Source organism: Burkholderia sp. Bp8992, from assembly GCF_003853705.1.
Classification (GTDB): Bacteria; Pseudomonadota; Gammaproteobacteria; order Burkholderiales; family Burkholderiaceae; genus Burkholderia.
This window is the reverse complement of the sequence record NZ_QTQI01000006.1, coordinates 190,591-203,143: the sequence shown is the minus strand read 5'-3', so window position 1 is coordinate 203,143 and position 12,553 is coordinate 190,591. Positions and strand designations below refer to the sequence as shown.

The 12,553-nt window shown below is 66.7% G+C and carries 11 protein-coding genes; 3 read left to right on the top strand and 8 right to left on the bottom strand.

What is annotated here, in order from left to right; genetic code table 11:
• Window positions 1-88: 88 nt before the first annotated feature.
• Both DIE03_RS12085 and uraH read right to left on the bottom strand, forming a co-directional pair.
• Complete coding sequence (locus DIE03_RS12085; RefSeq protein ID WP_124450496.1) at window positions 89-1,282, bottom strand: urate hydroxylase PuuD; 1,194 nt, start codon at window positions 1,280-1,282, stop codon at window positions 89-91.
• 52 nt (window positions 1,283-1,334) lie between these two features.
• Window positions 1,335-1,688 (bottom strand): hydroxyisourate hydrolase, encoded by a 354-nt coding sequence (uraH, locus tag DIE03_RS12080; RefSeq protein ID WP_011352401.1) that lies wholly within the window; start codon window positions 1,686-1,688, stop codon window positions 1,335-1,337.
• Between the two features lie 506 nt (window positions 1,689-2,194).
• Between uraH and DIE03_RS12070 the strand changes: the two genes are divergently transcribed.
• On the top strand, window positions 2,195-3,607 hold the full coding sequence (locus DIE03_RS12070; protein ID WP_124450494.1) for an 8-oxoguanine deaminase: 1,413 nt from the start codon (window positions 2,195-2,197) through the stop codon (window positions 3,605-3,607).
• Window positions 3,608-3,707: 100 nt separating this feature from the next.
• On the opposite strand, the gene DIE03_RS12065 is transcribed toward DIE03_RS12070, so the two are convergent.
• Window positions 3,708-4,637, bottom strand: a complete 930-nt coding sequence (locus DIE03_RS12065; RefSeq protein WP_006478550.1) for a LysR substrate-binding domain-containing protein — start codon at window positions 4,635-4,637, stop codon at window positions 3,708-3,710.
• A gap of 216 nt (window positions 4,638-4,853) precedes the next feature.
• Window positions 4,854-5,063 (bottom strand): dodecin, encoded by a 210-nt coding sequence (locus DIE03_RS12060; RefSeq protein ID WP_006493215.1) that lies wholly within the window; start codon window positions 5,061-5,063, stop codon window positions 4,854-4,856.
• A gap of 146 nt (window positions 5,064-5,209) precedes the next feature.
• Here DIE03_RS12060 and DIE03_RS12055 point away from each other — a divergent pair, with 146 nt between their 5' ends.
• Window positions 5,210-6,103, top strand: a complete 894-nt coding sequence (locus DIE03_RS12055) for an NAD(P)-dependent oxidoreductase (protein WP_124450492.1) — start codon at window positions 5,210-5,212, stop codon at window positions 6,101-6,103.
• 66 nt (window positions 6,104-6,169) lie between these two features.
• Here the strand turns inward: DIE03_RS12055 and DIE03_RS12050 are convergent, their stop codons facing one another.
• From DIE03_RS12050 to DIE03_RS12035, 4 genes are all read right to left on the bottom strand, one after another.
• The gene (locus DIE03_RS12050) at window positions 6,170-6,616 is read right to left on the bottom strand and encodes a hypothetical protein (RefSeq protein WP_027784713.1); all 447 of its coding nucleotides are present in this window, start codon (window positions 6,614-6,616) and stop codon (window positions 6,170-6,172) included.
• A 333-nt stretch (window positions 6,617-6,949) separates the two neighbouring features.
• Window positions 6,950-7,381: a large conductance mechanosensitive channel protein MscL gene (gene mscL, locus DIE03_RS12045; RefSeq protein WP_124450490.1), complete on the bottom strand. Its 432-nt coding sequence runs from the start codon at window positions 7,379-7,381 to the stop codon at window positions 6,950-6,952.
• A gap of 223 nt (window positions 7,382-7,604) precedes the next feature.
• Complete coding sequence (locus tag DIE03_RS12040) at window positions 7,605-8,765, bottom strand: tetratricopeptide repeat protein (RefSeq protein ID WP_124450488.1); 1,161 nt, start codon at window positions 8,763-8,765, stop codon at window positions 7,605-7,607.
• Between the two features lie 91 nt (window positions 8,766-8,856).
• Window positions 8,857-9,537, bottom strand: a complete 681-nt coding sequence (locus DIE03_RS12035) for a PspA/IM30 family protein (protein WP_059233905.1) — start codon at window positions 9,535-9,537, stop codon at window positions 8,857-8,859.
• Window positions 9,538-9,979: 442 nt separating this feature from the next.
• Here DIE03_RS12035 and DIE03_RS12030 point away from each other — a divergent pair, with 442 nt between their 5' ends.
• The gene (locus DIE03_RS12030) at window positions 9,980-12,502 is read left to right on the top strand and encodes a penicillin-binding protein 1A (protein WP_124450486.1); all 2,523 of its coding nucleotides are present in this window, start codon (window positions 9,980-9,982) and stop codon (window positions 12,500-12,502) included.
• Window positions 12,503-12,553 lie beyond the last annotated feature (51 nt).

Below are 12,553 nucleotides of genomic sequence, written 5' to 3'. Positions count from 1 at the left end.
ATTCCGGGCCCGCAAAAAAAGCGGGCCCGTCACCGGGCCCGCGAACGGAGAGGATTGCGCCGGCGAATGCCGTCCGGCGCCCGGCGGCTTACTTGACCGCGCCACCCTCGAACCAGGCGGCGAGCTTCACGCGCTCGTCGTCGGTCATGTGCGTGACGTTGCCGATCGGCATCGCCTTCAGGCGCACGGCCTGTTCGTAGATACGCTGCGCGTTCTTCGACACTTCGTCCGGCGTGTCGAACATCACGCCCGCGGGTGCGCTGCCCATCAGCGTCGGCTTCGACGAGTGGCACTCGACGCAACGCTGCTGCAGGATCGGCATGATGTCGTTGATCACGATCTTCGGCGCGTTCGCGGCCTGCGCTTCCGGTGCGACCGGCTTCGGCATCGTCCACACCAGCGCGCCCGACAGCAGCGCGACGCCGCCGATCGGCAGGTACCACAGCTGCTTGCCGCGGTGACGCATCACGAAGAACTGGCGAATCAGCGCGCCGGCCAGCATGATCAGCACGAGTACGACCCAGTTGAATTTGTTCGTGTACGTCATTGCATAGTGGTTCGACAGCATCGCAAACACGACCGGCAGCGTGAAGTACGTGTTGTGCACTGAGCGCTGCTTGCCGCGCTTGCCGTAGATGGGGTTCGGCTCTTCGCCCTTGAGCATCTTGTCGACCATCTTGCGCTGGCCGGGGATGATCACGAAGAACACGTTCGCCGACATGATCGTCGCGAGCATCGCGCCGACGATCAGGTAGGCGGCACGGCCCGAGAAGATGTGGCATGCGAGGTACGCGGCGACGACGACGTAGAGGCCCACGCAGATGCCGAGCACGCGGTCGTTGGTGCCGAGGATGCGGCACAGCGAGTCGTAGACGATCCAGCCGGCCGCGAGGAAGCCGAGTGCGGATGCGACGGCGACGACCGGGCCCATGTCGAGCACGCTCTTGTCGATCAGGTACGTGTTCGGCGCGAGCAGGTACAGCACGAAGAACAGCGAGAAGCCCGACAGCCAGGTCGTGTACGACGGCCACTTCGACCAGTGCAGGTCATCGGGCATTTCCGGCGGGGCGACCGTGTACTTCTGCATGTTGTAGAAACCGCCGCCGTGGACGTGCCACAGCTCGCCGAACACACCGCGCTTGCGCTGGTTCGGGTCGGTCGGCGGTTTCAGGCTGTTGTCGAGCGCGACGAAATAGAAGGACTCGCCGATCCACGCAATGGCGACGATGACGTGCAGCCATCGCAGCGCGAGGTTCAGCCAGTCGGTGATGAAGCCTTCCATGAAACTCCTCCAGACTCAAATCGTTTGTTTGATGCGGGCGCTGATTCGAATGTCAGCTGCCGCGATAGGTGCTGTACGACCACGGCGACACGAGTAGCGGCACGTGGTAGTGCGAGCCGGTGTCGGCGATGCCGAAGCGGAGTACGACGCGGTCGACGAAGCGGGGTTCGGGTACCTTCACGCCGAGCGACGCGAAGTAGTCGCCGGCATGGAACACGAGTTCGTATTCGCCGGCGGCGAGCGCGGCGCCTTCGAGCAGCGGTTCGTCGCAGCGGCCGTCGCTATTGGTCAGCACGGTCTTGATCGCGCGGCGCGATTCGCCGTCGAGCGCGTAGAGGTCCACCTTGATTGCCGCGCCGGGACGGCCGTGCGCCGTATCGAGTACGTGGGTAGTGAGCTTTCCCATTCGTTGTGTCCTTGTGTGAATGCGAGGTTCGGCGGCGACTCGATCCATTGACTATGCGGCGGATCGAGGCTCCACGTCACGTGGCTACATACCCGTCGGCGAGATTGAAGCGAGCGCCGTGCAGGCATTGTAAAAAGGTTCCCTGCGCAAATACGGGCGCGATATCAAAGATAATGCGCCGCGCATGAGCGGCTGTCGACGGCACGCCGGACACGGCTTCGGGCGCGGTTGTCGGGCGCCCGGCGGGGCGTCCGGCGGCGTACCATACCGAATCCCTGAAGGACGGTATTCCGGATTGCGCATTGTGTGCGGCGCGCGCTTGGGCGATCCTCCCGCCGTGCGCGTCGGCCAGTGGCCCGCGCGTACCCCGAAGACGGCGAGCACGCCGGGTAACCGGGCCAGGGCGTTCGAACGGACGCAGGCACCGGGGCGTGCCGCGATTCAGCGTTCGAACGAGTGTGACCGCCTCCAGGCAGCCCCTGGGGGCAGACCGACGCGGAGAACGCATGAACCTTGAGCAGCACGCTGGCGCACGCGCGCCGAACACCTCCTCATCCCGCCCGAAGACCCTGCTGGTCAAGCACGCCGACGTGCTCGTGACCATGGACGACACGCGCCGCGAGCTGCGCGACGCGGGGCTCTACATCGAAGACAACCGGATCGTCGCGGTCGGCTCGAGCGCCGAACTGCCCGACACGGCCGACGAAGTGCTCGACCTGCGCGGCCACCTCGTGATCCCGGGGCTCGTGAACACGCACCACCACATGTACCAGAGCCTCACGCGCGCGGTGCCCGCGGCGCAGAACGCCGAGCTGTTCGGCTGGCTCACGAACCTGTACCGGATCTGGGCGCACCTGACGCCCGAGATGATCGAGGTGTCGACGCTGACCGCGATGGCCGAGCTGCTGCAGTCCGGCTGCACGACGTCGAGCGACCACCTGTACATCTATCCGAACGGCAGCCGGCTCGACGACAGCATCGGCGCCGCGCAGCGGATCGGCATGCGCTTTCACGCGAGCCGCGGCTCGATGAGCGTCGGCCAGCGCGACGGCGGGCTGCCGCCCGATTCGGTCGTCGAGCGCGAGCCCGACATCCTGCGCGACACGCAGCGCCTGATCGAGACCTATCACGACGAGGGCCGTTACGCGATGCTGCGCGTGGTGGTCGCGCCGTGCTCGCCGTTCTCGGTGAGCCGCGAGCTGATGCGCGACGCGGCCGTGCTCGCGCGCGAATACGGTGTGTCGCTGCATACGCACCTCGCGGAGAACGTCAACGACATCGCGTACAGCCGCGAGAAGTTCGGGATGACGCCGGCCGAATATGCGGAAGATCTCGGCTGGGTCGGCCACGACGTGTGGCATGCGCACTGCGTGCAGCTCGACGACGCGGGCATCGGCCTGTTCGCGCGCACCGGTACGGGCGTCGCGCACTGTCCGTGCTCGAACATGCGGCTCGCGTCGGGCATCGCACCGGTGAAGAAGATGCGTCTCGCGGGCGTGCCGGTCGGCCTCGGCGTCGACGGGTCCGCGTCGAACGACGGCGCGCAGATGGTCGCGGAAGTGCGGCAGGCGCTGCTGCTGCAGCGGGTCGGCTTCGGGCCCGATGCGATGACCGCGCGCGAAGCGCTCGAGATCGCGACGCTCGGTGGTGCGAAGGTGCTGAACCGTGACGACATCGGCGCGCTGAAGCCCGGCATGGCCGCGGACTTCGCCGCGTTCGACCTGCGCCAGCCGCTGTTCGCGGGCGCACTGCACGATCCGGTGGCGGCGCTCGTGTTCTGCGCGCCGTCGCAGACGGCATACACGGTGGTGAACGGGAAGGTGGTGGTGCGGGAAGGGCGGTTGACGACGCTCGATCTGCCGCCTGTCATCGAGCGTCACAACGCGCTTGCACATGCGCTCGTCGAGGCGTCGCGCTAGGCAACGCTGACATCGTCAGTCGGCCGCCTTGCAGGGGTGCCGCCGGCCGTCGTCGTGCCGCGAGGTGTCGCGTGCCACGACGGCGCGGGCGGCGTAGCCGCTACGCCTCGATCAGCGTGCGGGTGGCTTCGGCGACGAGGCTGCGCAGCCAGCGCACTTCGTCGGAGTAATGGCAGCGCTCGTGCCACAGCTGGTAGTACTGCATCGGCGGGAAGTCGAGCGGCGCCGGCACGACCGACAGCGGCAGGAACTTCGCGTAGTGATCGGCGAACAGGCGCGTCGTCGTGAAGATCAGGTCCGACTTCACGAGCACGTACGGCGCGAGGTTGAAGTACGGCAGCGTGACGACCACGTGGCGCTTGAGCCGTTCGCGCGCGAGATGCACGTCGATCGCGCCGCGCTGGCCGACCGAGTACGGCGTCGGCGCGAGATGCGGCGCGTTCAGGTACTGGTCGAGCGTGAGCCCGCCGCGCTTCGCGAACGGGTGCGTGTTGCTCATCAGGCAGACGATTTCGTCGACGAACAGGTTCGACAGGTGCAGCTGCTCGGGTGGCTCGGGCCAGTTGCCGACGACGATGTCGAGCTTGCCGTCTTCCAGCGCGAGCTCGTAGTCGAACGCGGGGCCGAGCGAGTGGAACTCGAGCGTCGCATTCGGCGCGGCCAGGCGGAAGCGCTCGACGACGGTCGGCACGAACAGCACGTTCAGGTAGTCGGGGCAGCCGATCCGGTAGCAGCGGATCGACGTGGCCGGGTCGAAGTTGTGCTGCTGGAACTTGATGCGCTCGATTTCACGCAGTGCGTTCTGCACCGGCTCGAGCAGGCGCAGCCCGTATTCGGTCGGCACCATGCCGGATTTGCCGCGCACCAGCAGCGGATCGCCGGTAATGTCGCGCAGGCGCCGCAGCGCGGCGCTGATCGCCGGTTGCGACTGGTTCAGTTTGACGGCCGCGCGCGTGACGCTGCGCTCCATCAACAAGGTGTGCAAGACGCGCAAGAGGTACGTGTCGATCGCCTCGCGTTGCTGACTCATGTTATCTCCGGTTTATATGGCTGGGCTGATCGAGGGATGGGGTGGGTATATCGTTTTTAATATGAACGAAAATCAGCGTCAAGAGATGGATACCCGCGGATGCCGGCCGGGCCGCGACAAGGGGCCTGAACGGGGCGAAAAGCAGGTGGGCGCGGCGCCGCGCGGATGCGCATTGCACGCATCCGGCGTCCGGCAGGGGGCGCCGCGTGCGGCGCGTCAGTCGTCGATGCGCATGCCGACCTTCAGCGTGACCTGCCAGTGCACGACCTGGTCGCCTTCGATGTGGCCGCGCGTTTCGGTCACCTGGAACCAGTGCAGGTTGTGCAGCGTCTTGCCGGCTTTCGAGATCGCGTTGCGGATCGCGTCGTCACTCGATTGCCGCGACGAACCGGTCAGTTCGATCATCTTGTACACGTGGTCGCTCATGATTCGCTCCCTGGGATATCGGTCTGTATTGCCGGTGCAAGGCGCGGTCCCGAAGCGGTCCCGCTACGGTGCCGTGCGTGCCTGGCTTCTTGAGTGATAGGTATGATGGGCGGCAAGTGCAACCCATATCGGAGACGAGGAGCATCGTGGAAGTCGGATTTTGCGGACCGGGATTGATGGGCGCGCCGATGATTCGGCATTTGCTGGCGGCAGGGCATCGCGTCAGCGTGTGGAATCGCTCGCGCGACAAGGCAGAGGCACTGGTCAAGGACGGCGCGCAGGTGGTCGGCACGCCGCGCGAGCTGGCCGAACGGGTCGATACGGTATTCGTGTGCGTGCTCGACAGCCGGGCGGTCGGCGACGTCGTGTTCGGCGAGCACGGGTTGCTCTCGGGCGATGCCGCAGCGCGCCGACTGCTGCGCATCGCCGATCATTCGAGCATTCCGCCTGCGGCGACGCGCGACTATGCGGCGCGTGCCGCTGCACTCGGCGTCGGCTGGGTCGATGCGCCGGTGTCCGGCGGCGTGCCGGGCGCGCAGGCCGGCACGCTCGCGGTGATGGCCGGCGGCCGTGCAACCGATCTCGACGCGGTGCGCCCGCTGATCGACACGTACGCGTCGCGCATCACGCACATGGGCGACGCCGGTGCGGGCCAGACGGCGAAGCTGTGCAACCAGGCGATCGTCACCGCGACGGTCACGGCCATCGCCGAGGCCGTCGGCCTCGCGCAGGCGAGCGGTATCGACGCCGCGCGCCTGGCCGAGGCGCTGGCCGGCGGCTGGGCCGACTCGGTGCTGCTGCAGACGTTCGTGCCGCGCATGACGTCGGGCGGTCATCCGCCGATCGGCGCGCTCAGTACGTTCCAGAAGGATGTCGATGCAATCGCCGATGCCGCACGCGACACGGGCGCGGTGATGCCCGTGTCGGCCACCGTCCAGCAGGTGTTGCGGCTCGGTGCCGCGCAAGGGCTCGCCGGCGCTGATTTCGCCGCATTCATCGACATCGTGCGGCCGGGCAACGGCCGTCGGCAGGCGTCGTGACGGGCAAGCGGGGTGCGTGAATGGCAGATGGGCCGCCCGGAGGCGGCCCATCGGAGGACTGATTGATCAGCCGAGCGAACGGGGTGTCGTGTCGCCGGCGTTCTGGCGGCCGAGCCCGCCGCGCAGGCTCGCTTTCGTGCCTGCACCAAACTCGGGCAGGATGCGCGCACGCGCACGGCTCGCGAAGACGAGGAAGCCGAAGCCGTTCGCCTCGTACCAGTAGCCGCCGTTTTCGAGGCCGTCGAGCGGCTGCTCGAGCGCATTGGCGATCGATTCGATGCAGCGCTTGCGCAGTTCGGCGATCGCCGGATAGGGCGGTTGGGCACCGCGCACGCTGCACAGGAGCACGTCGAGACCGGGCAGCACATGCGCATAGAGGACGGGTTCGTCCTGCGCACGGGCGCGGGCAATCTTGGTGTCGAGTTGAGCAAACGGTTTCGAGTGGCGCAGGACCGCGAGGAATGACTCCTGGCCATCCTGTTGCGCACGCCGACGTTTTTTCGGGAAGGACATAAACACTCGCCTCAAAAACAATTGCAAGAAATGCGGCACTTTCATGCGACCCACTCCCGGCTATGTACGCCGCATGTCGATCCTTTATAGCACACGAAAATGCTGCATTCGTGCAGTACGACGATCAATGTCTCCCGTCGACCTGCTCGCCATGATCGACACAGCCAGCGTCTTGGCGCCCGTACTGTCGTTTAGTCTCCATCATAGACCTGCTTTCCCCGCGCGTGCATTCGCCCGTCACAAAAAAGTGAGATGGGCCGCATGCGGCGGTGCACCGCGCGCGCAATAAAAAGGCCCGCACGCGGCGGGCCTGGCGGGCGGAGCGTTCGACGCTCAGCGCTGCTTCAACGAATCGCGGATCTCGCGCAGCAGCACGGTGTCTTCCGGCGTCGCGGCCGGGGCGGCTTCTTCCGGCTTGCGCAGCTTGTTGATGAATTTCACCATCATGAAGATGATGAACGCGAGGATGACGAAATTGATCGCCACGGTGATGAACGAGCCGTAACCGAATGCGGCGACGCCGGCGGCCTGCAGGTCCTTGAACGAATCGGGATTACCCTTGAACGTCGGGGGGATGGTGCCGAGCAGAACGAACTTGTTCGAGAAATCCAGACCGCCGGTCACCACGCCGATGACCGGCATGATGAGATCTTTCACGATCGAATCGACGATCTTCGAGAACGCGCCGCCGATGATCACACCGACGGCGAGATCCATCACGTTGCCCTTGACGGCGAACTCCTTGAATTCCTTGATGATGCTCATGAGCGGCTTTCTCCTGGTTGGGGCGTGGGGAGGCATGCCGCGACGCGCAGGATTGCATTGCGTCGAATGAGGGTCGGTGGCACGCCGATGGCCGCATGATAGCGAACGCTCCCCATTGCCGGTAGTCCATCTTGAAATGATTGACAAATTCGCGCGTCGGCGCGACCGGCCAGGCAGGGGAGCGGGGCGTGCGCGGCAGCGCGTTCAGACGCGCTGCGCACCATCAAGAGTTGTCGTCGGTCCAGCCGTCGTCGTTGCTGCCGAGGTCCATGCCGCCGCCGCTGTTGCCGTCGCTCCAGTTCGACGTGTCGCCGCGGCCGAGGTCGACGCCCGGGTCGGTTTCCTGCCGGCGGCGCTCGCCGTCGACGATCACGTCGCGTTCGACCACGCGCTCGCGGCCGCCCGACATCGCCTCGCCGAGCAGCACGCCGGTCAGCAGCCCGCCCATCCCGCCGCCGAAACCGCCGCCGCCTTGCTGGATCACGACGGGCGGCTGCTGTTGCGGATACGGTTGCGGCGGGTAGGGCTGGCCCTGCGCGCCCGTCATGCGATCGGCTTCCTGTGCGTACACGGAGCCGCTGCCGTTCGCCGGTGCCGCGGGTTGTGCGGCCGGGTCGGGGCGGCCCTCGACACGCGCCTTCACGCTCGCATGGCGCTGTTCGAGTTCGTCGACGCGATACGGCGGCACCGGATTCTTGCCGTTCGACAGCGCCGCGACGAGCGTGCGCGCGTCGGTCTCGATCGCTTCGATTTCACCGACGAGCGCCGCGGCGCCGGGCGCCGTCGACAGCTTCGCATCGAGTTTCAGCGGACGGATGTCGTTCAGTACGTCGGTCGCGCGCTTGAGCTGCGTGCGGCGTTCGTCGTCGGCGCGGCCGTCGTCGGCCGTGCGCGCGCGCCGCAGCGTCCAGCGCAGCACCAGCGCGATGACCGCGACGATCAGCCCGAGGCCGATCCACATGCCGGTCGACGGGCCGTGTTTTTCGGCCGGTACGGCGGGCGCGAGCCCCGGCTGCAGCGTGCCGGCCTGCGTGGCCGTCGGCGCATTGCCGCTCACGCGCGCGGCGTCGGCGCGAATGCGCGACTCGGTCTGTGCGAAGCGCGACGCGTCAGTGAACTTCAGTTGCGGGTCGAGCGACTTGGCGCGCTCCAGTTGCGCGAGCGCGTCGGACGCGCGGCCTTCGCGGTCCAGCACCTGCGCATACAGGTAGCGCGCATGCGCGTTGTTCGGATGGGCGTCGATGACTTGCGACAGCTGTGTGTCGGCTTGCTGCCAGTTGCGCTGCGCGATCGATTGCTCGACCTGCTGCAGCGACGGGACCGCAAACGCGGCGGACGACAGCAACATCAGCGAGAGGCCGAGTGCGGCGAGAGATTTCTTCATGGTCGAACCGGGCGCAGGCGCCCGTCTCCTGACAATCGGTTCGCGCCGCGCGCCCGGGGCCGGGCCGCGGCGCGGTTGCCCGCAGTGGCCGTTACTGCGCGGGCGTATCGAGCTGCTTCTTCAGCGCGGCGAGGCGATCCTCGACCGACGGGCCCTTGTTCAGCGCGGCGAGCTTGTCGTCGAGCGCCTTGCCGCTCGACGTATCGGCCGAATTCAGGCGGGCGTCCGAGCGGGCGTTCTGCAGCGCGACCTTGTCCTCGAGCTTCTGGAAATCCTCGGACAGGTTCTTGCCGCCGATGCCGCCCAGCGCGCTGGCTGCGACGTCCTTCGCCTGCGCAATTTCCTGCTTGGCCTGCAGGATGTTCGAGCGCGCATTCAGGTCGTTGCGGCGCTGGCGCATGTCGGCGATCTGCCCCTTCAGCTTGTCGACCGACGGTTCGAGCGTCGTCAGCTCGGCCGCGAGCGCATCGCGCTCCGCTTCCGCGTTCGACTGCGCGGCGAGGGCCTCGCGGGCGAGCGCTTCGTCACCGGACTGCAGCGCGCGCTTCGCGCCGTCCTCGTACTTCTTCACCTTGTCGTCGGCCGCATCGCGCTTGCTGCGCTGCGTCGCGACCTGTGCCTCGATCTCGATCAGCGAATTCTCGGCACGGCCGATGCTGTCGTCGAGCTCCCGCACGATCTGCCGTGCGTCGCGCGACGGATCCTGTACCGAATCGGCCGCATCGTTCAGCAGGCCTTTGATCGTGCGCGAAACAGAGTCGAAAAGCGACATGAAATCCTCCGTGGTTAAAGGCGCCGCGCATTCGCGGCAGTGCCCGCCGCGGGCCGGTTGCGACCCGCGTGAGCCGGCGGATATTACACCACCGGTTCACTTAAATACGGCTTAAACGCGCGAGTTCAAGCGGCTCGTGTATCCGAATGCCGAACCTTTCGCGACTGAAAGAAAGAGCCGGTTACACGCGATATCGCGTGTCCATCATAGGCAGAGGATGCCGACAATACGCGCCGCAAATCACGGCATTGCGGGAATTTTTACAAAAAATCGCGAAGCCACCCGGTCGATTTCATTAAAATGCGCTGTCACGTCGCGGGAACGGATCGCCGCGCGGCGGGGTCTGTCGACGTGACAGCCGCATCTCGATGCACCCACTCTGATTCATCCGCTTGCATTTCCGCATGCGTCCGAGGGCGCCACGTACGCCCGCCATTCCGACATGCCAATTATCAAACGACCGCCTTCTTCTTCCGACAGGAACGAACCCCACTACTCGCTGCGCCGCTCGCCGTCCGGGGCCTATTACCCCGATGACGACGATCGTGACGACGACCGTCGCGCGCAGCAGCGCAGCGGGGGCGGCGGCGGACGCCGCCGCACGTTCGGCTCGCGCGTCGCGCTGTGGTTCGCCGGCCTGTTCGCGACGCTGGCGATCGTCGGCGCGCTGATCGTCGGCTATGCGCTGGTCGTGATGGCGCCGCAACTGCCGTCGCTCGATGCGCTGACCAACTACCAGCCGAAGGTGCCGTTGCGAGTGTTCTCGGCCGATCACGTGCTGATCGGCGAATTCGGCGAGGAGCGCCGCAGCCTCGTGCGCTTCCAGGACATTCCCGACGTGATGAAGAAGGCCGTGCTCGCGATCGAGGACTACCGCTTCTACGAACACGGCGGCGTCGACTTCGTCGGCATCCTGCGGGCGGGCGTGGCCGACCTGATGCACGGCGGCGCGCGGCAGGGCGCGAGCACGATCACGATGCAGGTCGCGCGCAACTTCTTCCTGTCGAGCGAGAAGACCTACACGCGCAAGATCTACGAAATGCTGCTCGCGTACAAGATCGAGAAGGCCCTGACGAAGGACCAGATCCTCGAGCTGTACATGAACCAGATCTATCTGGGCCAGCGTTCGTACGGTTTTGCAGCCGCTGCACGGGTGTATTTCGGCAAGGACCTGAAGGACATCACGCTGGCTGAGGCGGCGATGCTCGCGGGGCTGCCGAAGGCGCCGTCCGCGTATAACCCGGTCGTCAATCCGAAGCGCGCGAAGGTGCGTCAGGAGTACATCCTGAAGCGCATGCTCGAGGTCGGCTACATCACGCAGCCGCAGTACGACGAAGCGATCAAGGAAGAGATCCACGTGCGCACGCCGGGCAACCAGTACGCGGTGCACGGCGAATACGTCGCCGAGATGGTGCGGCAGATGATGTACCAGCAGTACAAGGACGAAACCTATACGCGCGGGCTGACCGTCACGACGACGATCAACTCGGCCGACCAGGAAGCGGCGTACCAGGCCGTGCGCCGCGGCATTCTCGACTACGAGCGCCGCCACGGCTATCGTGGGCCGGAAGCGTCGATCAACCTGCCGGCGGCCGGTGACGAGCGCGACGAGGCGATCGACGACGCACTCGCCGATCACCCGGACAACGGCGACCTGCAGTCGGCGGTCGTGCTGTCGGCGTCGCCGGGCGCGGTCGAGGTGCAGTTCGTCGGCGGCGCGACCACGACGATCGGGCCGGCCGGGCTGCGCTTCGTGGCGGCCGCATTGGGCCCGCGCGCGAACAACGCGCTTCGCATCAAGCCGGGCTCGGTCGTGCGCGTGCTGAAGGACGGCAAGACGGGCTGGCAGGTCGTGCAGCTGCCGCAGGTCGAAGGCGCGCTCGTCGCGATTGCGCCGCAGGACGGCGCGATCCGCTCGCTCGTCGGCGGCTTCGATTTCAACAAGAGCAAGTTCAACCACGTGACGCAGGCATGGCGGCAGCCGGGCTCGTCGTTCAAGCCGTTCATCTACTCGGCGTCGCTCGACAAGGGGCTCGGGCCGGCGACGATGATCAACGACGCGCCGCTGTACTTCCCGCCGAGCGTGCCGGGCGGCACCGCGTGGGAGCCGAAGGACGACGACCAGCCGGACGGCCCGATGACGATGCGCACCGGCCTGCAACGCTCGAAGAACCTCGTGTCGATCCGGATCCTCGCGTCGATCGGCACGCAGTATGCGCAGGAGTACGTGACGCAGCGCTTCGGCTTCGATCCGGCGAAGACGCCGCCGTACCTGCCGATGGCGCTCGGCGCGGGCCTCGTGACGCCGCTGCAGCTCGCGACCGGTTACGCCGTGTTCGCGAACGGCGGCTACAAGGTCGATCCGTACCTGATCGCCGAAGTCGACGACGCACGCGGCCAGCCGCTGCAGAAGGCGCAGCCGGTGATCGCGGGCGGCACGGCGCCGCGCACGATCGAAGGCCGCAACGCGTACGTGATGAACAGCCTGCTGCACTCGGTCGCGACGGCCGGCACCGGCGCGGGCACCAACGCGCTGGGCCGCAGCGACCTGCAAGGCAAGACGGGTACGACGAACGACGCGAAGGACGGCTGGTTCGCCGGCTACCAGCAGTCGCTCGTCGCGGTCGCGTGGATGGGTTTCGACCAGCCGAAGAGCCTCGGCAGCCGCGAATTCGGCGCGCAGCTCGCGTTGCCGATCTGGGTGAACTACATGCGCACCGCGCTGAACGGCGTGCCCGAGCAGCAGATGCCGATGCCGGACGGCCTGACCTCGATCGACGGCGAGCTGTACTACGCCGATCGCACGCCGGGCAACGGCTTCGTCGCGAACGTCGACATCAACCCGGCCGAGAACGCGATCAGCGCGAACGACGCGCTCGGTTCGGCCGGTGCGGCCGGGCTCGCGCCGCCGCCCGTCACGCCGCAGGAGAAGCAGCAGATCATGGACATGTTCGAGAGCAAGTAAGCGGTACTTTGTTCGTCAGACATGCGACGGGCGTCTTCGGGCGCCCGTTTT

Excerpts from the sequence above, each read along its gene's own strand:
- DIE03_RS12050 (WP_027784713.1), bottom strand. The coding sequence starts at position 6,616 with ATGTCCTTCCCGAAAAAACGTCGGCGTGCGCAACAGGATGGCCAGGAG.
- DIE03_RS12035 (WP_059233905.1), bottom strand. The coding sequence starts at position 9,537 with ATGTCGCTTTTCGACTCTGTTTCGCGCACGATCAAAGGCCTGCTGAAC.
- DIE03_RS12060 (WP_006493215.1), bottom strand. The coding sequence starts at position 5,063 with ATGAGCGACCACGTGTACAAGATGATCGAACTGACCGGTTCGTCGCGG.
- DIE03_RS12085 (WP_124450496.1), bottom strand. The coding sequence starts at position 1,282 with ATGGAAGGCTTCATCACCGACTGGCTGAACCTCGCGCTGCGATGGCTG.
- uraH (WP_011352401.1), bottom strand. The coding sequence starts at position 1,688 with ATGGGAAAGCTCACTACCCACGTACTCGATACGGCGCACGGCCGTCCC.
- DIE03_RS12070 (WP_124450494.1), top strand. The coding sequence starts at position 2,195 with ATGAACCTTGAGCAGCACGCTGGCGCACGCGCGCCGAACACCTCCTCA.
- DIE03_RS12030 (WP_124450486.1), top strand. The coding sequence starts at position 9,980 with ATGCCAATTATCAAACGACCGCCTTCTTCTTCCGACAGGAACGAACCC.
- DIE03_RS12065 (WP_006478550.1), bottom strand. The coding sequence starts at position 4,637 with ATGAGTCAGCAACGCGAGGCGATCGACACGTACCTCTTGCGCGTCTTG.
- mscL (WP_124450490.1), bottom strand. The coding sequence starts at position 7,381 with ATGAGCATCATCAAGGAATTCAAGGAGTTCGCCGTCAAGGGCAACGTG.
- DIE03_RS12040 (WP_124450488.1), bottom strand. The coding sequence starts at position 8,765 with ATGAAGAAATCTCTCGCCGCACTCGGCCTCTCGCTGATGTTGCTGTCG.